At 70.1% G+C, this 19,327-nt stretch carries 16 protein-coding genes; 10 read left to right on the plus strand and 6 right to left on the minus strand.

Annotated features, from left to right (window positions below; genetic code table 11):
• Positions 1–71 precede the first annotated feature (71 nt).
• Entirely contained in the window at positions 72–1,271 is a 1,200-nt protein-coding gene (locus tag ABZ470_RS18525) for a MarP family serine protease (protein ID WP_352011008.1), read from the plus strand.
• Between the two features lie 331 nt (positions 1,272–1,602).
• On the opposite strand, the gene ABZ470_RS18530 is transcribed toward ABZ470_RS18525, so the two are convergent.
• The 5 genes from ABZ470_RS18530 to acs all read right to left on the minus strand — a co-directional run bounded on the left by ABZ470_RS18530 (position 1,603) and on the right by acs (position 6,979).
• Positions 1,603–2,061, minus strand: a complete 459-nt coding sequence (locus ABZ470_RS18530) for a DUF309 domain-containing protein (protein WP_362912432.1) — start codon at positions 2,059–2,061, stop codon at positions 1,603–1,605.
• The gene (locus ABZ470_RS18535) at positions 2,058–2,981 is read right to left on the minus strand and encodes an alpha/beta hydrolase (RefSeq protein WP_352011006.1); all 924 of its coding nucleotides are present in this window, start codon (positions 2,979–2,981) and stop codon (positions 2,058–2,060) included. Before ABZ470_RS18535 ends, ABZ470_RS18530 begins: the two co-directional genes overlap by 4 nt.
• Positions 2,978–3,466, minus strand: coding sequence for a phage holin family protein (locus tag ABZ470_RS18540; RefSeq protein ID WP_352011005.1), 489 nt, complete (start codon positions 3,464–3,466; stop codon positions 2,978–2,980). The genes ABZ470_RS18535 and ABZ470_RS18540 overlap by 4 nt, the downstream gene beginning before the upstream one ends.
• Positions 3,463–4,719: a Na+/H+ antiporter NhaA gene (nhaA, locus tag ABZ470_RS18545; RefSeq protein ID WP_352011004.1), complete on the minus strand. Its 1,257-nt coding sequence runs from the start codon at positions 4,717–4,719 to the stop codon at positions 3,463–3,465. Before nhaA ends, ABZ470_RS18540 begins: the two co-directional genes overlap by 4 nt.
• A 274-nt stretch (positions 4,720–4,993) precedes the next feature.
• A complete protein-coding gene (gene acs / locus ABZ470_RS18550) occupies positions 4,994–6,979 on the minus strand; it encodes an acetate--CoA ligase (protein WP_352011003.1) in 1,986 nt (661 codons plus the stop codon).
• A gap of 324 nt (positions 6,980–7,303) precedes the next feature.
• Between acs and ABZ470_RS18555 the strand changes: the two genes are divergently transcribed.
• From ABZ470_RS18555 to ABZ470_RS18595, 9 genes are all read left to right on the plus strand, one after another.
• Positions 7,304–8,077: an oxidoreductase gene (locus ABZ470_RS18555; RefSeq protein WP_362912435.1), complete on the plus strand. Its 774-nt coding sequence runs from the start codon at positions 7,304–7,306 to the stop codon at positions 8,075–8,077.
• Positions 8,078–9,088: 1,011 nt separating this feature from the next.
• On the plus strand, positions 9,089–10,135 hold the full coding sequence (gene ssd / locus ABZ470_RS18560; RefSeq protein ID WP_362912437.1) for a septum site-determining protein Ssd: 1,047 nt from the start codon (positions 9,089–9,091) through the stop codon (positions 10,133–10,135).
• On the plus strand, positions 10,132–11,460 hold the full coding sequence (locus ABZ470_RS18565) for a TadA family conjugal transfer-associated ATPase (RefSeq protein WP_362912439.1): 1,329 nt from the start codon (positions 10,132–10,134) through the stop codon (positions 11,458–11,460). Before ssd ends, ABZ470_RS18565 begins: the two co-directional genes overlap by 4 nt.
• Complete coding sequence (locus ABZ470_RS18570; RefSeq protein ID WP_362912441.1) at positions 11,457–12,176, plus strand: type II secretion system F family protein; 720 nt, start codon at positions 11,457–11,459, stop codon at positions 12,174–12,176. The genes ABZ470_RS18565 and ABZ470_RS18570 overlap by 4 nt, the downstream gene beginning before the upstream one ends.
• Positions 12,177–12,571: 395 nt before the next feature.
• Positions 12,572–13,156, plus strand: a complete 585-nt coding sequence (locus ABZ470_RS18575) for a type II secretion system F family protein (RefSeq protein ID WP_362912443.1) — start codon at positions 12,572–12,574, stop codon at positions 13,154–13,156.
• Between the two features lie 158 nt (positions 13,157–13,314).
• Entirely contained in the window at positions 13,315–13,563 is a 249-nt protein-coding gene (locus tag ABZ470_RS18580; protein ID WP_362912445.1) for a DUF4244 domain-containing protein, read from the plus strand.
• A 44-nt stretch (positions 13,564–13,607) separates the two neighbouring features.
• The gene (locus ABZ470_RS18585; protein WP_352010996.1) at positions 13,608–13,958 is read left to right on the plus strand and encodes a TadE family type IV pilus minor pilin; all 351 of its coding nucleotides are present in this window, start codon (positions 13,608–13,610) and stop codon (positions 13,956–13,958) included.
• A gap of 127 nt (positions 13,959–14,085) precedes the next feature.
• On the plus strand, positions 14,086–14,661 hold the full coding sequence (locus tag ABZ470_RS18590) for an Rv3654c family TadE-like protein (RefSeq protein WP_352010995.1): 576 nt from the start codon (positions 14,086–14,088) through the stop codon (positions 14,659–14,661).
• 703 nt (positions 14,662–15,364) lie between these two features.
• Positions 15,365–16,021, plus strand: coding sequence for a 3'-5' exonuclease (locus tag ABZ470_RS18595; protein ID WP_362777949.1), 657 nt, complete (start codon positions 15,365–15,367; stop codon positions 16,019–16,021).
• An 892-nt stretch (positions 16,022–16,913) separates the two neighbouring features.
• Here the strand turns inward: ABZ470_RS18595 and ABZ470_RS18600 are convergent.
• Positions 16,914–19,256, minus strand: a complete 2,343-nt coding sequence (locus ABZ470_RS18600; protein WP_362912448.1) for a DEAD/DEAH box helicase — start codon at positions 19,254–19,256, stop codon at positions 16,914–16,916.
• Positions 19,257–19,327: the final 71 nt, after the last annotated feature.

A 19,327-nucleotide genomic window follows, 5' to 3' on the forward strand; every position in this document is an offset into this window, starting at 1 on the left:
GGCCCACGATAACGGCCGGGACCTCCGGCAAGGGGTGCACGCGCGGGCCAAGGGCTGGATACCGTTAAGGGGTGCGTGGTGATCTCCTCGACCTTATCCTGATCGCCCTTATGGTGGCCTTCGCGGTGTCGGGGTACCGTCAGGGGTTCATCATCGGGTCCCTCAGCTTCATCGGATTCGTCGGCGGTGCCCTGCTGGGCATGTTCATCGCCCCTCCCATCGCCGGGGCCATAGTCGACGGCGACACCGAGCGGGCGCTGCTCGCCATCGTCATCGTCTTCCTCGCCGCGACGATCGGGCAGTTCGCCTCCTCCACGATCGGCGCGGTGGTCCGCAGTCACGTCACCTGGGAACCGGCCAAGGTGGTCGACGCGGTCGGCGGCACCTTCGCCAGCGCCTTCTCCGTGCTGGTCATCGCCTGGCTGATCGGCTCACTGATCGCCTCCTCGCCGTTCACGCTGCTCAGCGAGCAGATCAACGGCTCTCTGCTGATCAGTACGGTCGACCAGGCGTTGCCTCCCGCGGCCAAGGACTTCCAGAAGCCGTTCAAGCGCTTCATCGACACCTCGGGCTTCCCGAAGGTGTTCGGCGCCATCGGCGGCAACCAGCTCGTCGAGGTCCCGCCCCCGGACCAGAGCGTGGCCAAGGGAGTCCAGCTCAAGCGGGCCCGCCGGGGCATCGTCAAGGTCCAGGGCGTGGCCACCAGCTGCCGCAGGCACATCGAGGGCACCGGGTTCGTCTTCTCGCAGAACAGGGTGATGACCAACGCCCACGTGGTCGCCGGGGTCGACCAGGAGCTGGAGGTCACCGACTACCTCAACAACAACCACCCGGCCAGGGTCGTGCTCTACAACCCCGACCGGGACATCGCCGTCCTGTACGTCCCCGGCCTCAACATGCCGGTGCTGCGCTTCGACGGCACCGCGACGATGGGCGACGACGCCATCATCGCGGGCTTCCCCCACGGTCAGGGCTTCACCCTCGCCGAGGCCCGCATCAGGGTGAAACAGCGTGCCAAGGGCCCCGACATCTACGAGCGCAAGACCGTCGTCCGCGACATCTACTCCATCCGCGGCTCGGTCATCCAGGGCAACTCGGGCGGCCCGCTGCTCACCCCCGACGGCCGGGTGTACGGGGTCGTCTTCGCGGCGGCCCTCGACCAACAGGAGACCGGCTTCGCACTGACGGCGGCCGAGGTCTCCCCGGACGCCGAGGACGGCTCCAAGCTGTTCAACCAGGTCAGCACCCAGGAGTGCGACCGTAACGGCTGAGTCTCTTTGCTCCGCCTGGCTGTGTCTTTTTGCGACGCCTGGCGGCGTCGCGGGCTTGGGCGCTTCGGGTCGGTGCTTTCCCTCGTCTCTGCGTCGCTTCGCTCCTGCGTTCCTCAGTCCAAGCACCGACGCGCCCAAGCCGTGTCTCTTTGCGACGCCTGGCGGCGTCGCGGGTTCGGGCGCCTCAGGCCAACGCTTTCCCTCGTCGTTCGTCCGCTTCGCTCCCTCACTCCTCAGTCCAAGCGCCGGCGCGCCCGAACCGAAACCCCTCACACTTAGCGCCGGTACCCCGAACCCTTCACTCCTGGCACCGAGAGTTTCCTAAGCCGGGTCAGAGAAGGTGCTTGATGGTGCTTATGGCCTCTTCTGGGGTTTTTGGGGTTTCTGCTAGGGATTGGGCTGCTTGGGCTAGTTTTTTGTATGGCGGGCCGTACGGGGAGATTCTGGTGGCTCCACGGGTGAACAGGGCGGCGGCGCCGCGGGGGTTGCCTCGCTGGAGGTGGGTGAGCCCGACGCAGATCTGCGCCAGGCCCTGCCACAGCTCGCGTTCCTCCTGAGGGGAGGTCTTCCAGCGGCCTTCGAGCACCTCGTGCGCGTGGAAGGGCCTGCCCTCGCCGAGCAGCCTGCGTGCCTCGTGGAGCGCCTCGGCGGCGTCCGGCGCGTAGTCGTCGGGGACACGCTCCACACCCTGCGCGTCGTGCGGCAGGGGACGGCCGAAGGCGTCCCTGGGGCGGCGGTTGCGCGGCCTGCCCTCGGGGTCGCGGTCTCTGGGGATCGGATGGTCCGTCATCGGTCGAGATCCGCGTCCGCGAGCCAGGACAGGAGTTCGGCGTCGAACTCCTCTGGCCGTTCCTCGTGCGGGAAGTGCCCGGCCCCCTCGATCAGCCGCCACCGGTAGGACCCGGTCACGTGGCGACTCGATCCCTGGGCGGTACGCGGCAGGGTGTGCGGATCGAGCGCGCCGTGGACCTGGAGCGTGGGCGCGTGGACCTCACCGCGCATGATCCTGGCGTAGCGCAGGCCGTCGGGACGGAGCTGGGAGCGGGCGAACCACCGGTGGTACTCCAGCGCGCAGTGCGCCACGGTCGGGATGCGGAACGCCTCGCGGTAGGTCCGTGCGACCTCGGCCTCCGGCCAGCCGGGCCCCGACCACTCGTCGAGCATCCGCCCGACCAGCGCGCCGTCCTTCGCGGTGAGCCGCCACTCCGGCAGGAAGGGCAGCTGGAAGCCCAGCGCGTAGGCGCTCGCCCTGATCTGGCGGAGGGAACCGGTCAGCAGGGCGGAGCGGAGCCTGAGCGGGTGCGGCGCCGCGACCGGGACCAGCCTCAGGACCGACTTCGGGTCCCGGACGGCCATGGTCCAGCCCAGCAGCCCGCCCCAGTCGTGACCGACGACGGTCGCGCCGCTCTCGCCGAGAGCCCTGATCAGCCCGGCCGCGTCACCGGCCAGGGTCGGCAGGTCGTAGCCACGTGGTGGCTTGTCGCTGGCGCCGTACCCCCGCAGGTCGACGGCGACGGCGCGGTAGCCCGCGGCGGGCAGTGAGACGAGCTGGTGGCGCCAGGTCCACCAGAACTGCGGGAAACCGTGCAGCAGCAGGACGAGTGGGCCCTCACCGGCCTCGACCACGTGGAAGCGGGTGCCCCCCGCGTGGACCGAGCGATGGGTCCACGGGCCCTCGATCCTGACCAGGGACTCGTCCGGCTCGTTCACTGGTCCGGACTCACCGGTTCGCGGTGGGAACCGACCTGCCCGGCGCCCTGCGGGGCGGGGGCGGCGGCGAGGCCGGTCTCCGGCTCGCCTCCCTTGAGGTTCTTGAGCGAGCGCATGGTCCGTCGCATTCCGGTCAGGCCCTTGAGCCTGCGCACCCCGAACAGGACCAGCAGGGCCGCGACGACCAGGTAGAACACCGTGACGATGGTGAAGGCGAGCCAGTCCCACACGCCCAGGGCGACCAGGCCGTACGCGATGGCGAAGGAGGCCAGGATCAGGCACAGGTGGGCCATGAACGCGGCGGCGCCGAAGAGTCCGGCGGCCGTGCCCACCCGCTTGGCGTCGAACCTCAGCTCGGCCTTGGCCAGTTCGATCTCGGCGCGGACCAGGGTGGAGATGTGGTCGGTCGCGTTGGCGACGAGCAGGCCGAGCGACTCCTCCTGTGGTTCTGCGGACAGTGGCTCCGCGGCCGGGTTGTGTGTCATGAAGGATCTCCTATCGAGCGCCGGTGTCCATCATCATCCTGTGCGCCGGCGCGCTTGCGCACGCGTAGCCGGAGCAGGATCGCCGCCAGGACCGACGAGATGAGGCTCGCCGCGAGCACACCTGTGGTCACCGCGTTCACCCGTCCCGGATCGTCCCCGTATGCCAGGCCGCCGATGAGCAGCGACACGGTGAAGCCGATCCCGGCCAGCGTCGAGACGGCCGCCATGTCCCGCCAGTGCAGCTCCTCGGACAGTCTCGCCAGGCCGAGCCGTACGGCCAGCCACGCCCCGCCGAAGACGCCGAGGAACTTACCGACGACCAGCCCTGCGATCACGCCGAGCACCACGCGGTCGGTGAACATCGTGCCCAGCGCCTCCGGGGCGAGCGTCACCCCGGCGGACATGAACGCGAACACGGGCACGACGAACCCGGCCGACAGGGGGCGCAGGCGGTGGGCGGCCAGTTCGGCGGGGGAGTTCTCCTCGCCGGGATCGTTACGCACACGGGTCATCAGACCGAGGGCTACCCCGGCGACGGTCGCGTGAACACCGCTGATCTCCACGAGGTACCAGGCGGCCAGGGCGAGGGGGAGATAGATCCACGGGCCGCGGACCCGCTTGGCCTGGAGCAGGCCGTACAGGGCGATGACGGCGATTCCGGCGGCCAGGGCGAGGAGGTTGAGGTGGTTGGTGAAGAAGACGGCGATCACGGCGATGGCACCGAGGTCGTCGACCACCGCGCAGGTCAGCAGGAAGGCGCGTAGCGCCGGGGGCATCGCGCTGGCCGTCACGGCGAGCACCGCGAGCGCGAAGGCGATGTCGGTCGCGGTGGGTACGGCCCAGCCCTGTCCGGCCCCGGGAGCCCCCCAGCTCACCGCCAGGTAGACCAGCACGGGGACGACCATCCCGGCGATCGACGCGAGGATGGGCAATGCGGCCTTGCGGAGGTTGGACAGCTCGCCGTGGACGAACTCCTCCTTGACCTCGATGCCGGCCACGAAGAAGAAGATCGTGAGCAGGCCGTTCTGGACCCATTCGCGGAGGTTGAGGTCCAGGTGGAGAGAGGCGGGGCCGAACGTCGTCTCGCGCAGCGCCTCATACGAGCCGGTGGACACATTCGCCCAGATCAGCGCGACGACCGTGGCGGCCAGCATGATGACGCCGCCGACCGTCTCCGTCCTCAGCGCCTCGGCGAGCGTGCGGGAGTGGTGGATGGTGGGCCTGAACGGCCAGATTTCGGCAACGCGACGCATGCGACCTCCGGGGAGTACAGGCAGGGCCGGTTCCCTCCCTGGCCGACCAGACTTCCCGGCACACCTGATCGCCAGCCTACAGAAGGCCGACGAATGGGATTCGCAGTACCTCAGTGTCGCATATCACTCATGATGGGCGGTCGCGCCCTCGGTCGCCCTCGCCTTGTGGGCGGCGACATCGAGGGGCGCGAACCGGGAGCCATCATCTGTCTCGCTCTTCATCCGCGCGCCGCGCCTGTGGCGGGGTGACCGCCCACGGCGCCCGAGATGGTCCTCAGTCCTCGCTCTTGGCGCTGGGCAGCTTCTCGGAGATGAGGTTCATCACCGTGCTGTCGGCCAGCGTGGTGACATCACCGATGCTGCGGTTCTCCGCGACGTCGCGCAGCAGACGCCGCATGATCTTGCCGGAACGGGTCTTCGGCAGCTCGGGGACGACCAGGATCTGGCGCGGCTTGGCGATCGGGCCCAGCGTCTTGGCCACGTGGTTGCGCAGCTCGGCCGCGATGTCCGCGCTCTCCTCCACGCTGCCGCGCAGGATCACGAACGAGACGATCGCCTGGCCGGTGACCGGGTCGGTCGCGCCGACGACCGCGGCCTCGGCGACCTTCGGGTGCGAGACCAGGGCCGACTCGACCTCGGTGGTCGAGATGTTGTGACCGGAGACGAGCATGACGTCGTCGACCCGGCCGAGGAGCCAGATGTCGCCGTCGGCGTCCCTCTTGGCGCCGTCGCCCGCGAAGTACATGCCCTCGAAGCGGGACCAGTAGGTGTCGATGTAGCGCTGGTCGTCGCCCCAGATCGTACGGAGCATGGAGGGCCACGGGTCACGGATGGCCAGGTAGCCGCCTCCGCCGTTGCCGACGCTGTTGCCCTGGTCGTCGACCACGTCGGCGGTGATGCCCGGCAGCGGGCGCATGGCCGCACCCGGCTTGGCGCTGGTCACACCGGGCAGCGGGCTGATCATGATCGCGCCGGTCTCGGTCTGCCACCAGGTGTCCACGACCGGGGTGCGGTTGCCGCCGATGTGCTCGCGGTACCAGACGTAGGCCTCGGGGTTGATCGGCTCACCGACGCTGCCCAGGACGCGCAGGGACGACATGTCGAACTTGGCGGGGATGTCGTCGCCCCACTTCATGAACGTGCGGATCGCGGTGGGCGCGGTGTAGAGGATCGTGACGCCGTACTTCTGCACGACCTCCCAGAACCGGCCCCGGTGCGGGGTGTCGGGGGTGCCCTCGTAGATGACGCTGGTGGCGCCGTTGGCGAGCGGGCCGTACACGATGTAGGAGTGGCCGGTCACCCAGCCGATGTCGGCGGTGCACCAGTAGACGTCGGTCTCCGGCTTGAGGTCGAAGACGGAGTAGTGGGTGTAGGCCGTCTGGGTGAGGTAGCCGCCCGTGGTGTGCAGGATGCCCTTGGGCCTGCCGGTGGTGCCGCTGGTGTAGAGGATGTAGAGCGGGTGCTCGGCGTCGTGCGGCTGCGCCTCGTGGGTCTCGGACTGGCGCTCGACGAGGTCATGCCACCAGATGTCCTTGTCCGTCTGCTCGACCTCCTGGCCGGTCCGGCGGACGACCACGACGTGCTCGATGCCGGGGCACTCCTTGACGGCCTCGTCGACGGTCGGCTTCAGGGCGCTGGGCGCGCCACGGCGGTAGCCGCCGTCGGCGGTGACCACGACCTTGGCGTCGGCGTCCTTGATCCTGCCGCTGAGGGCGGTGGCGGAGAAGCCGCCGAACACCACGGAGTGGATGGCGCCGATGCGGGCGCAGGCGAGCATCGTGATCGGCAGCTCGGGGATCATCGGCAGGTAGACGGCCACCCGGTCACCCTTGCCGACCCCCAGCTCCTGCAGGGCGTTGGCCGTCTTGGCGACCTCCCGCTGCAGGTCGGCATAGGTGATCGTACGGCTGTCGCCCTCGGGCTCGCCCTCCCAGTGGTAGGCGATCTTGTCGCCGTTGCCCGCCTCGACGTGCCGGTCCACACAGTTGTAGGCGACGTTCAGCTCCCCGCCGACGAACCACTTGGCGAAGGGCGCGTTCCACTCAAGGGTGTTGTCCCAGCGCTTGGACCAGGTCAGCCGGTCGGCCTGCTTGTCCCAGAACGCCAGACGGTCACGCGCGGCCTCCTCGTAAGCCTCTGCGGTCACGTTCGCGGACGCGGCCAGCTCGGCAGGAGGGGCGAACCGCCGGGTCTCGTTCAGCAGGTTTGACAGCGTCTCCTGGGTCTCACGCGACTCGGAACCAGGGGTCTCCGGGGCCACTGCACACTCCTTATACGTACTGCTCGTCTACTGTTCGTGTTCCACTTCACCAGGCCAGAGGTGCCCGCCACAAGAGGTCTAGACTGGTCTGTACCAATCGGTGATAGCGGTCCGTACGGTTCACAGGCGCCTTAACACCGGATAACAACCGCAGCGGAAACGTTGCTCTTTTGTCATCGTAAGAATGTAGATGACGCTATTCGGCAGCCTTTAGCGGGGGGCCGTACTGAGCGTCTCCCGCCCCCGGAGGTCCCGTACTTACGGGCTGTCCGTAAGGACGGGGCGTGTCCGCCTCCCGGCACCCGGCCGCTATGGTCGGGGAGCGTGAGCGACCCATTGGCTGTCATCGCGGAGATGCCGGGAGTGCCCGAGGCCGTCGCCGAGGCGCGCAAGGCCGTCGACCGGCTCTACGGCCACCGTGTGCTGCGGCGCAAGAGTCCCGAGGTCTCCGCCAGGTCGGCGCTGCGCGGCGCCCGCGCGTCCGCCGCCCTCGACGGCGTCGACGTCCCGCTGGAAGCCGTCCCCGAGACCGCCGACCCGGTCGTCCAGGGCGCGCTACGCGTCTCGGCCGAGCTGGGACGACTCGGCGCGACCTGGCGTACGGCACCCCGCCAGGTGCTGGCGAGGCTGCACACCCTCGCCGCGTCGGGACAGGGCGACGACCTGGGCCGCCCCCGGTCCTCCACGACGGCGCCCGACCCGCTCGGCCTGGGCGCCGCTCCCGGGCCCGAGGAGACAGTGGCCCGGGTGGACGGTCTGGTCGGCCTCCTGACCGGCCCGACCTCGGCACCCGCCCTGGTGCTGGCCGCCGTCGTCCACGCGGAGCTGGCGGTGCTGCGGCCGTTCGGATCGGCCGACGGGGTGATCGCCAGAGCGGCGGAGCGTCTGACGCTGGTCGAGTACGGCCTCGACCCCAAGTCGCTGGCGGTCGTGGAGGTCGGTCACCTCGAACTCGGAGCCGCCTACCCGCGGGGCCTGCGGGCCTACCTGAGCGGGACGCCGGACGGGATGGCGACGTGGGTACGGCACTGCGCGGACGCGGTCGTCCTCGGGGTGCGTGAGACCACGGCGATCTGTGAGGCCATGCAGCGCGGTTGAGGTGTCCTTGCGGCCTTTCGCCGACGCGCCTTTCGGACACAGCAGACGGCGCCCCTGGTCATGGGGCGCCGTCGCTAACACGACGCCACCGGGTTACCAAGCGTGCACCTGTCTATCGTCGGAACGGGTCGAGACCCGTACTCGACGTGCCTCCCGCGGCTCGGCGGCACGTGGGTACCCGGCGGTTCGTGCTCGGACAACTCGGACAAGTGGTCCGTGCACCCTTTGTATGACGGATTCGGGCTGTTGGGAACCCCTTGGGGTGGGTCCTTTACCGAACATGGGACATTTATGGACAAATCGCCCATGTAGGGCGCCTGGTGTGCCGGGCGATCTTCGTGACCTCTGGCTGCCGGTCACGCTGTGTGATCGAAAACGGGCCTATTAGGGACGCGCCCGATTGGCCGCTATGCCTATGCGAGATCGTTACATTGAAAAAAACTAGCGGAAACTGCAGATTGCTCCTCGACGAAACTCAACTTGATCGGGCAGCATGAGGTGGTATCTCCACAAAGTGGAGAGACCACGCACGCTTGGGCATGCAATGTCCTTGCCATGCCCTGGTCAACCGTTGAGGCTTTCTTCTGAAACGGGACCGGCTCTACCCCCCCAGAGCCGGACCGGTTGGCGGCCCCCGCTCTCCCCCCCCGGCGGGGGTCGCCACTTTTTCTCCCACCCCGCGTACGGCGGTACGCGGAGGACGGCCGGGACGTTCCTTCGTGAGGCTCCGACCGGATCGACGAGGGCCGGGTCCCTGGGTTCTTCTCGTCTCGCGACTTGACCGCGCCCCGCCTTCCGGTCTGGTCGTGTCCTGCCTTCCGGCTGTGTCTCACCGCCTGCTCCTGTCCCGTCCTTGTTCCCTGCCGTATCTCACCGTCTGGTCGCGTCCTGTCGGCCGGTTGTCCACAGGCGGGACCGTCCCTCTCGGGTTTTCCACAGAACGGCGTTCGGTGCCGTCGAGGGGAGGGCGTTTGGCGGAAAGTGGGCTTCCCGCATCCCAGGGAGGCACCATTGGACCGTCCGTTGGTCATCACCGAGGACCACGATCTGCTCGACGACCTTCTCCGGGTCGCCGCCGCGGCGGGCGCCGAGCTCGACGTCGCCCACGCGCCCACGCACGCCAGGCCGTACTGGAACCGGGCCCCGCTCGTCGTGGTCGGCGGTGACATGGCCGACACGCTGGCGGCGACCAGGCCACCGCCCAGAGACCGCGTTCTGCTGGTCACCCGCGCTCCCGGCGATCCCGACGCGTGGCGCAGGTGCGTCGCCGTCGGTGCCCAGACGGTCCTGGAACTGCCCTCGGCCGAGCGGCGGCTGGTCGAGGAGTTCGCCGACGCCGTCGAGCCGGTTTCCAGGGCGGGGCCCGTGGTCTGCGTGGCGGGCGGGCGCGGCGGAGCCGGGGCCAGCGTCCTGGCGGCCTCCCTGGCGCTGACCGCCTCCCGGCGGCGCCTGCGCACCCTGCTCGTCGACGCCGACCCACTCGGTGGCGGACTCGACCTGCTCCTCGGTCAGGAGGAGGCGAAGGGCGCCCGCTGGCCGGACCTGGTCGCCCGCGAGGGCAGGATCAACGCCGCAGCGCTCCAGGCCGCCCTTCCCACGTTCGCGGAGCTCACCCTGCTCTCCTTCGGCAGGGGAGAGGTCGAAACCATCCCCGCGGAGGCGATGCGCTCGGTCCTTGAGGCGGGAATGCGCGGTTTCGACCTGGTCGTGGTCGATCTGCCGCGCCACTGCGACCACGCCGCCGCACAGGCGCTCGCCAGGGCGGCGGCGACCCTGCTGGTCGTCACCGCCGACGTGCGCGGTGTGCTGGCCGCGGCGCAGGCGCTGGCCCGGTTGCGCGAGCACACCACCGAGATACGGGCCGTCGTGCGGAGCGGCGTCCTGGACGACGACGTCGTCACCTCCTCCCTCCGCCTGCCGTCCGCCGGAGGCCTTGCCGACCAGCCCAGGCTCACCGCCGCCCTCAACCGGGGCGATCCGCCCCCGCTCGGCGGGCGGACCCCACTGGGGCGTTTCTGCGCGTCGTTCCTGAACTCGCTGCCCGAGGCCGAACGATGATCCGGGAGGTCACGGTCTCACCCGAGGTGGTCGAGGCTGTCCGGATACGCCTGGCCCGCGCCGGGACCGAGCCGAGCGCCGCCCACGTCGCGGCCGCCCTCAGGGCCGAGCGCGCGGTGCTCGGCGACGCGGAGATCCTGGCGGTGACCCGTGCCCTGTGCGCCGACCTGATCGGCGCCGGGCCCCTCGAACCGTTGCTGGCCGAGCCCGACGTGACCGACGTGCTGGTGAACGGCCCGGAGGAGGTGTGGGTCGACGACGGCAGGGGCCTGCGCCGTACATCCGTCGTCTTCCCCGACGAGGAGACGCTCCGGCGGCTCGCCCAGCGGCTGGCGGCGGCCGCGGGCAGGCGTCTCGACGACGCCTGCCCCTACGCCGACGCCCGTCTCGCCGGGGGCGTGCGGCTGCACGCGGTCCTGCCGCCCGTCGCCGCGGGAGGCACCTGCCTGTCCCTACGGCTTCCGCCACGCCGTACGTTCACCCTGCCCGACCTGGTCAGGGCGGGCACCGTCAGGGCCGAAGCCGTGCCCGTGCTCAGCGCCGTGGTCCGATCGAGACTCGCCTTCCTCGTCACGGGTGGGACGGGCACGGGAAAGACCACGCTGCTGTCGGCGTTGCTGTCCCTGGCCGATCCGGGAGACCGGCTGATGCTGGTCGAGGACTCGGCCGAGCTGCGTCCCCTCCACCCGCACGTCGTGCGGCTGGAGAGCCGCCCCGCCAACCTCGAAGGGGCCGGTGGCGTGTGCCTGCGCGATCTCGTGCGTCAGGCCCTGCGCATGCGTCCCGACCGTCTGGTCGTCGGCGAGGTCCGCGGTGCCGAGGTGGTCGACCTCCTCAGCGCCCTCAACACCGGCCACGAAGGCGGATGCGGCACACTGCACGCCAACACGGCGGCCGACGTCCCGCCCCGCCTCGAAGCCCTGGCCTGTGCCGCCGGCCTCAGCAGGGAGGCCGTCCACAGTCAGCTCGCCGCCGCGCTGGACGTCGTCGTCCACCTCGTCCGAGACCACACCGACGGGCGCCGCCGGGTGGCCGAGATATGCGTGATGGTCCGGCGTCCCTCCGGGCTGGTCGAGGTCGAGCCCGCCCTCACCTTCTCTTCCGACGGCCGGACGACCACGGGGCCGGGGCTGCCCGTTCTCACGGCCCGTGCTCCCGGTGTGCCCCACTCGCCCGTCCTGGCTCTGACGCGGGGAGAGACCCGGCCGCCGGAGGCGGGCCGCCGGTCGCGCGAAGAGCCTCCCGAGGCCGTGGGCGGCCGAGCCGGTCCTCCATCCGCCGTACGGATCGGTGGAAGAGCCCGTGCGCATGGGGCGCCGCCATGACGGTGGCGGCCGTGCTGCTGGCCGCTCTGTCGGGGTGGCTGTGGACCGGCGCAGATCAGGCGACCGCCCGCCTGCTCCGGGCGGGGAGCGATCGGCGTCGTCCGGCCGGGCGTTCGCGCCGACCGGGTTCGCCGCTCGGTCTTCTCCTGGACTCTCTGCCGTCGAGACGCGCGAGGGCCTGGCGGATCGCGTCGATCGAACTGTGCCGTGGCCTCGCCGCCGAACTGACGGCGGGGCGGACCGCCGGAGAGGCGCTGGCCCGCGCCGTGTCGGCCACCGATCTTCCCGATCCCGCGGTGGCGCGTCCTCTGGCCGCGGTCGCGAGAGACGGCGGCGACGTTCCCTCCGCTCTGCTGGCCGTCGCTCCCGAACAGGGCGGAGAGGCATTCCACGACCTGGCGGCCTGCTGGCGGGTGAGCACGACGACCGGGGCGGCCCTGTCCGTCCTGGTCGACCGTGTGGCCGCCTCGCTCGGGGAGGCACGGTCCCACCGTCAGGATCTCGCCGCCCAACTCGCCGGTGCCCGGGCCACCGCCCGCCTGCTGGCCTTCCTGCCCGCGCTCGGGTTGCTGATGGCGACCGGGCTCGGCATGGATCCTCTGGGCTTCCTGTTCGGAGGTCCCGCCGGTGCGGGGTGCCTCCTGGCCGGTCTGGCCCTCGACGGTTGCGGCCTGTGGTGGACGAACCGCCTCGTCGCCCGTGCCCAGCGTTTCTGATCCCGAGGCTGTCGCAGGGCGTCGGCCTCGGTGCCGGTTCGTCGCCTGTGTCCGGCGTTCCTGATCCCTGCCGCGTTTTGGAGGTGTCCTTTGTTCCCTGCCTCTTCCGCCTTCGCCGGACCACCACGGCGGCCGGAGTGATCCTTGTGCTGGCCGTCGTCCTCGCCGGGACCGCCGGATGGCTGTGGACGTCGCCCGAGGGTCCCGCGGATCGGGTCCACCGGGCCCTGCGAGCTCCTTCGAGTCCGTCCTCTCCGCCGCCTTTCTCTTCACGGCCCGCCGTACGGGGCTCACCTGTCACGGAGCGGGTCTGGACACCGTCCTTGGCCCCCGCCTCAGGAGGGTGGTCCTCGGCTTCCGCCTCAGGGAGACGGCGACGGCCGGAGCGTAAAGAGGTGGTGCTCTGCGCGATCGTCGGCCTGACGGCGTTCCTCGCGCTCGGGGGCGCCACCGGGTTCGTCGCCGGCGTGACCGGTTTCGCGATCGCGCTGGAGGCCGCACGAAGGCGGCAGCCGTCCTGGCTCCGTCAGGAGCGCGACCACGTGATGACCGACCTGCCCCTCGCGGTCGACCTCATGGTCGCCTGCCTGCGCGCCGGACAGCCGATCGCCGGTGCCGTCGACATGACGGCCGGAGCGCTCGGTGGGCCGCTCGGTGACCGGCTGGCGTGGGTGGGCGGGCAACTGAGGCTGGGAGCCGCTCCTGAGGAGGCCTGGCGGGCGCTGTCGGCCGAGGGACCGCTGGCCGCGCTGGCGCGGACGATGAGCCGCGCCACGCTCAGCGGCGCGCCCGTGGCCGACGTTCTCACCAGGCTGGCCGACGACGCCCGCGAGGAGGCCCGTTCCGCCGCCTCGGCCGCTGCCAGGAGGGTCGGTGTTCAGGTCGTCGCCCCGCTGGGGCTCTGCTTCCTGCCCGCCTTCGTCTGCCTGGGCATCGTTCCCGTCGTGGCGGGCCTCGCCGGTGACGTGCTGTTTCCCTGAATCCCCCGATGTTTTCCACAGGGCGCGCTCGCGTCCCCGAGTTATCCACAGAACGCTGTTCGCGGCCTCGGAGCCCGGTCCTCATCGAGAAAGCTGACCTTGACCGGCGCTGGGTGCCCGCCCGGCGACAACCCCGACGACCCTCCCAGGAGGAAACGATGTCCCCGATGGTGTCCCCATCATCCACCGGCTGTGGCCGCCCCAGGCTGAGGCGGTGGCTTCACGACCGTTGGGCCCGGCTGACCATGCTCACCGGCCGCGACAGAGGCATGTCCACCGCTGAGTACGCCGTCGGCACGATCGCCGCCTGCGCCTTCGCGATGCTCCTTTTCAAGGTGGTGACCAGCCCCGAGGTCCGGCAGATGATCAGCAATCTGATCAAGCGAGCGCTCAACGTGGCCGGATGACCCCCGTGAGATCCGCTGCGCCCCTCCGCCGATCGAGGGGGTCGGTGACCGCGGAGACCGCGGTCGCGCTTCCCGCCCTGGTCATTGTCCTGGCGGTCGCGCTGTGGGCGGTGACGACGGTGGGGGCGCGGCTTGAGTGCGTGGACGCGGCTCGGGCGGGTGCCAGGGCCGCGTCGCGAGGCGAGCCCCTGGAGCGGGTGCGAAGCGTCGTCCTGGCCGCGGCTCCGGCGGGGGCGCGGGTGACGGTGACCCGAGGAGCGGAGACCACCCGGGTGGAGGTGTCCGTGAACGTCGTTCCTGGCTGGGGCGCGTCGCTGCCCGGCGTCACCGTTCACGCGACCGCCGTCTCCATCACCGAGCCGGGTGTGGAACAGCCAGGTGGAACGCCGGAGTGAGGGGGGCCGAGCCCCGCGAGGCGAAGCCGGGGCGGGTCACACGGACGAGACGGCCACACGGTGAAGAAATCGTGGAAGACGGCGACCAGGCCACGGAGGAAGCACGAAGGAAGGACGGGGGACAGGCATGAGACGACGTGGGCCAGACGGGCGACAGACGAGAAAAGCGACAAGAAACGCTGAAACAGCAGCGGGCCCGACAGGCGGCTCGATAGGCACAACAAGCAGAACAGCGGGAAGACGGCGGGGAGCTGACCGGGGAGGGGCGACGATCTGGATGGCCGGGTTCATGACGTTGGTCCTCATGGCGATGGCCGTGATCATGCTCGCCGGAACGGTCAGGGTCGCCCGGCACCGCGCCATGAGCGCCGCGGATCTGAGCGCCCTCGCCGCCGCACGCCTGGCCTTCGCCGATCCACGACGCGCGTGCGCCCAGGCGGCCTCACTGGCCGAGGGCAACGGGGTGCGGCTCACCCGGTGCTCTGTCAACGGTCACGGGGTCGCCGACGTCCAGGTGACAGTACGGCTCCGCCTTCCCACGTTGGGCCCCCAAACGGTCACAGCCGTCGCCCGTGCCGGACCCGTCCAGCTCACCGTCCCCACAGGAGAGGCCGACGAAGCGGTGAGAGGCCCACCCCCGGAAAGACCCTCCCCTTCGCGAAGATCGGCTGCGCCCGTTCCGGCGGTGGATTCCGGGTCCTGACCGACCAGGTGGCTGCACGCGCCGGCCAGGTGCCGCGGTCGTCGGCTACGTGCCGGTGGCGGAGATCCCAGGGGGGTGGTCACCGTCGGCTGGCGACGTGAATTTCCCGGTGACCTGCCAAGACGTGCCCGCTCTTCACGCTAGGGTCTGTTCCTTGGATCTTCGCCGTGGTGAGGACCGGCCGGTCGTTCGTGTCGCGAGGGAAGGAGTCCGTAACGGTGCTGCGGGCGGTAAGGGCCTTCCCGGCGTTCACGGCAGGCGCGGAACCGGCGGAACGTCACCGTGGGTGAACCGGCATGGCGGTCGGCGTCTGGCCGACCACGATGGGCGCGAAGATCCGTGAAGCGAACCTGGGGCGACCCAGGGTGACCGCGCCGAACAGCCGGTCAGTAAGGAGAAGACCCATGTGGTGTCGAATGATTGCGAATGCCATGGCGGTTTGATCCTGATGTGTGACGCCGGATGCCCTGGCCAGACGGGCAGGGCATCGGTTACACCAAAAAACAGCGGAACCTCCCCTCCGGCCCCTCCTCTCCGATTCACTCGGCAGAAGGCGAAACGACTGCGCGGATCGCCTGTCTCCTCTCGGGAGCTGTCGCTGAACACCAACCTCATATCGCGGCCGGAGTGAAGAGCTGCCGACAGGGCGCTCCCCACACCACGGTTCGCCACGACGACTGACCCGAACCGGGGAGAGAACACCATGCATGATCAGCCGTGGACCGCTGTGCCCCGTCTGGTGGCCTTCGATCTGGAGGGGACCGGTGGCCAGGACAGGGAGCGGGAAGCGGTCCTGGAAGTGGCCGTCGTCCCGCTGGACGACGGGTGCCCTGACCTTTCGGGCGCCTACCACTCCGTGGTGAACCCCGGCCGCTACATCCCGCCCCACCGGTGGATCTCGCCCGGACTGACCAACGACCTGCTCGGGCTCGCCCCACCGCTGGAGCACATCCGCCCGGAGCTGGTGACCCGTTTGGGCGGTGCCGTCGTCGTCGGCCACAACGTACGTGTCGACGCGCGGCTGTTGGAGTTGTGCTGCCCCGGCATCCGCCTGGCCGGATTGATCGACACGCTCAAGCTCGCCCGGTTTGTTCACCCCCACAACCGGCGGCTGGGGCTGACGGCGCTGTTGGATCACTATGGGCTCACCGAGGAGGTGAACGGGCTGACCGGCAGTGTGCCGCACCGGGCGCTGTGGGACGCGGTGGGAGCCGCCCTGTTGCTGGGAAGTCTGCTGCGAGACATCCCGGGAGGCGTCGACTACACCTTCGCCCAACTGAACACGGCGGCAGGTTTGCCCGACGCGACCGGTGCCGAGGAGAGCAGGTCGCATGAGGACGACCGGTCACAGTTGTTCTAGGGGGCGTTCTTGTTCCAGGGAGCGTCCCGACACGCTCTGGCGGTGGTCCCATGAGGTATCGACGGGTGACCTGCCTCGGGCGTCGGCCTCCTGGCCGTTCTCGACCCGGCACGCATGGGCCGTCGGCCGTACGGCCCGTGGCGGCTTTTTCCAGCGGGCGGAGAGCCTCACGCGGCGCGGGAACGGGAGAGGTGAAGCTTCCCCGAGAAGTAATTCACATAAAAACGGTTATGTCGGAAATTTGATTTTATGAAGGGGGTTTTGTCAGGAACGCATTGACCTTCTCGCCTCGGCCTTCCCGAACTTCCCCTGCCCTCCACCGGGACTCGTGGGAGGTCTCCATCTCGCGGGGCTTAGCGGGACTTCGTCAGGCTTCGCGGAGCTTCATGAGGTTTTGCGGAGATTCATGAGGCTTTGCGGGGCTCGGGTCTCATCCTCACCTCAGCGGGTGCTCCTCGTCGATCACCATGTACACCCTGGAACCGTCTGCCGGGCCGAAACGAGGGCCAGAACGACGCCCAGAACGATGGACGGAAAGCATCGGAGAAGACAAGAGGGCGCCGATGACGAGAGCGCCGGTAGTGGAGGTTCGCGAAGCAGTAGGGAAGCGCCGGTTGGATGATCGGCCACCATGGAGATGAAACGTGTTCCCCGGAGTACGCGAAGTCGGCTCTCCGCAGTTCCATTGCCCGAAGAAAACGCCCGCACTCCATGAGCCGTTCTCTCACGTGATCGAGCCCTCATGTCGATTCCTGGCATCAGGCCCCCGTACCAGACCCCGTTACCGATCCCCATGCCGAGATCTCGTACGCGATTTCATGTGGAGCGACAGTGGAGGGATATACGAAACAGGCCTTCCGGCAGGCCCTCGGTCGACGGCCGGGAAACGGAATCAGGAGCCGACCGAGAGCAGAACGGCGAGCATGCGCAGGGCTCCCGCCTTGTCGAGAGGGTCGTTGCCGTTGCCGCACTTGGGAGACTGGATGCACGACGGGCAGCCCCGCTCGCACTCGCACGCCAGGATGGCCTCCCGAGTGGCCGTGAGCCAGTCGACGGCACGGGCGTAGCCACGCTCGGCGAAGCCCGCGCCCCCCTCGTGGCCGTCGTAGACGAAGACGGTGAGCAGGCCGGTGTCGGGGTGCAGTTCGGTCGAGACGCCGCCGATGTCCCAGCGGTCACAGGTCGCGAAGAGCGGCAGCAGGCCGATGGAGGCGTGTTCGGCCGCGTGCGCCGCCCCACCCAGGTCCAGGCCCTTCTGGGCCAGGGAGGCGGTCGCGGAGGCGGGCAGGGTCCACCAGACGGCCCGGGTGCGCAGGGTGCGCGCGGGAAGCTCAAGGGGTTCGTCGCCGAGCAGTTCGCCGCTCTGGGTGCGGCGTTTGACGTAGGAGACGACCTGGCGGGTCACCTCGACCGAGCCGAAGTGGAGTTCCCCCGGGCCGAGCGGGTGGGAGCGGAGCGACTCCAGGACGGAGATGTCGGTGACGTCCCTGGCGAAGGTCGTGTAGTCGGGGCTGCCCTCCTCCACGAGGGCGACCCCGGCGTCGAGGTCCAGCTCCTCCACCAGGAATGTCTCCCCCTGGTGGACGTAGACCGCGCCGGTGTGCACGGAGGTGTGCGCGGAGGCCTCGTCGACGGTGCCGAGCAGCCGCCCCGTCGACGCCTCGACGACCTGTACGGGGGGCCCGCCCGACCCCCTGATGTCGGCGAGGTCGGTCGCCCGTTCCCTTCTGGTCCAGAACCAGCCCGTCGGCCGCTCCCTGAGCAGGCCGTCCGCGACGAGGTCGGCCAGCACCTCCTTCGTGCCCTCCCCGAAGATCTCCAGGTCGTCCTGGGCCAGCGGGATCTCGGCGGCGGCGGCGCACAGGTGGGGCCCGAGCACGTAGGGGTTGCCGGGGTCGAGCACGATCGCCTCGACCGGGCGGCCGAAGAGGGCCTCGGGGTGGTGGACGAGATAGGTGTCCAGCGGGTCGTCCCTGGCGATCAGCACGGCCAGCGCGTCCCGCCCGGCGCGGCCCGCCCGGCCGGCCTGCTGCCACAGCGAGGCCCTCGTCCCGGGCCAGCCCGCGATGAGCACGGCGTCCAGTCCGGACACGTCGACGCCGAGTTCCAGCGCGTTGGTCGTCGCGAGCCCGGCGAGCGTTCCCGAACGGAACGCCTTCTCCAGCGAGCGACGGTCGTCGGCGAGATATCCGGCCCGGTAGGCGGCCACCCTGTCGGGCAGGTCCGCCGGTGCCCCGGTGCCGAACACGAGATCCTGGAGCCTGGCCCTGGCGGTCAGGGCGACCGACTCCGCGGCCCTGCGCGAGCGGACGAAGGCGAGTGTGCGAACCTCGGCGGCGACCAGGTCCGCCAGGAGGTCGGCGCTCTCCAACGTGGCCGGGCGCCGCAGCGGGGCGCCCCTCTCGCCCCGCAGGTCGGTCAGGGGCGGCTCCCAGAGGGCGAAGGCGGTCGCGCCCCGGGGAGAGGCGTCCACGGTCACCTCGGCCGTCTGGAGGCCCGTCAGGCGCTCGGCGAAGGCTCCGGGCTCACTGGCGGTCGCGGAGGAGAGCAGGAACACGGGCCGGGCGCCGTGGCGCGCGCAGACCCGGCGCAGGCGCCGCAGGATCTGCGCGACGTGCGAGCCGAACACACCCCGGTAGCCGTGGCACTCGTCGATCACGACCATCCTCAGCCGCCGCCAGAAGGCCGCCCACTGGGCGTGGCGGGGCAGCAGCGAGCGGTGGAGCATGTCGGGGTTGGTCAGGACGTAGTTGGCGTGCTTGCGGACCCACAGCCGTTCCTCGTAGGGGGTGTCGCCGTCGTAGGTGGCCGCGCGCAGCTCGGGGAGGTCCAGCTCGTTCAACGCGCGAAGCTGGTCGGCGGCCAGTGCCTTCGTCGGCGTCAGATACAGGACCGTGCCCCCGTCCAGTACGGAGGACAGGGCGGGGACGAGATAGGCCAGGGACTTGCCCGACGCGGTGCCGGTGGCGATGATCACGTTTTGGCCGCGACGTACCAGCTCGGCGGCCTCGACCTGATGCGGCCACAGGCCCGGTATCCCACGGTTCGCCCAGCGCGTAACCAGTCGTTCCTCGACCCAGTCCGGCCAGCCGACCTGGCCGCTCTGACGTGCGGGAACGTGTTCGACGTGGGTCACGCGATCGTGACGTGCGGGAACACGGAGCAGGGCGTCGAGCGCGGAACCCGCTCCGAGGGAGGAGGATGAGGTCGGAGTCACTGGTTTCCAGTCTGGCATCTGTGGGCAGAGTCGCCGGGAATCGTGATTTCGTATAGACACTGAGCGTACGCATGGTTGAATGCCGCGCG

This window comes from Streptosporangium sp. NPDC020072 (assembly GCF_040631445.1).
In the GTDB taxonomy this organism is placed as follows: Bacteria; Actinomycetota; Actinomycetes; order Streptosporangiales; family Streptosporangiaceae; genus Streptosporangium.

Coding starts and splice junctions, on each gene's coding strand:
- nhaA (WP_352011004.1), bottom strand. CDS start 4,719: ATGCGTCGCGTTGCCGAAATCTGGCCGTTCAGGCCCACCATCCACCAC.
- ABZ470_RS18600 (WP_362912448.1), bottom strand. CDS start 19,256: ATGCCAGACTGGAAACCAGTGACTCCGACCTCATCCTCCTCCCTCGGA.
- ABZ470_RS18565 (WP_362912439.1), top strand. CDS start 10,132: ATGATCCGGGAGGTCACGGTCTCACCCGAGGTGGTCGAGGCTGTCCGG.
- ABZ470_RS18570 (WP_362912441.1), top strand. CDS start 11,457: ATGACGGTGGCGGCCGTGCTGCTGGCCGCTCTGTCGGGGTGGCTGTGG.
- ABZ470_RS18595 (WP_362777949.1), top strand. CDS start 15,365: ATGCATGATCAGCCGTGGACCGCTGTGCCCCGTCTGGTGGCCTTCGAT.
- ABZ470_RS18580 (WP_362912445.1), top strand. CDS start 13,315: ATGTCCCCGATGGTGTCCCCATCATCCACCGGCTGTGGCCGCCCCAGG.
- ABZ470_RS18540 (WP_352011005.1), bottom strand. CDS start 3,466: ATGACACACAACCCGGCCGCGGAGCCACTGTCCGCAGAACCACAGGAG.
- ABZ470_RS18530 (WP_362912432.1), bottom strand. CDS start 2,061: ATGACGGACCATCCGATCCCCAGAGACCGCGACCCCGAGGGCAGGCCG.
- ABZ470_RS18590 (WP_352010995.1), top strand. CDS start 14,086: ATGAGACGACGTGGGCCAGACGGGCGACAGACGAGAAAAGCGACAAGA.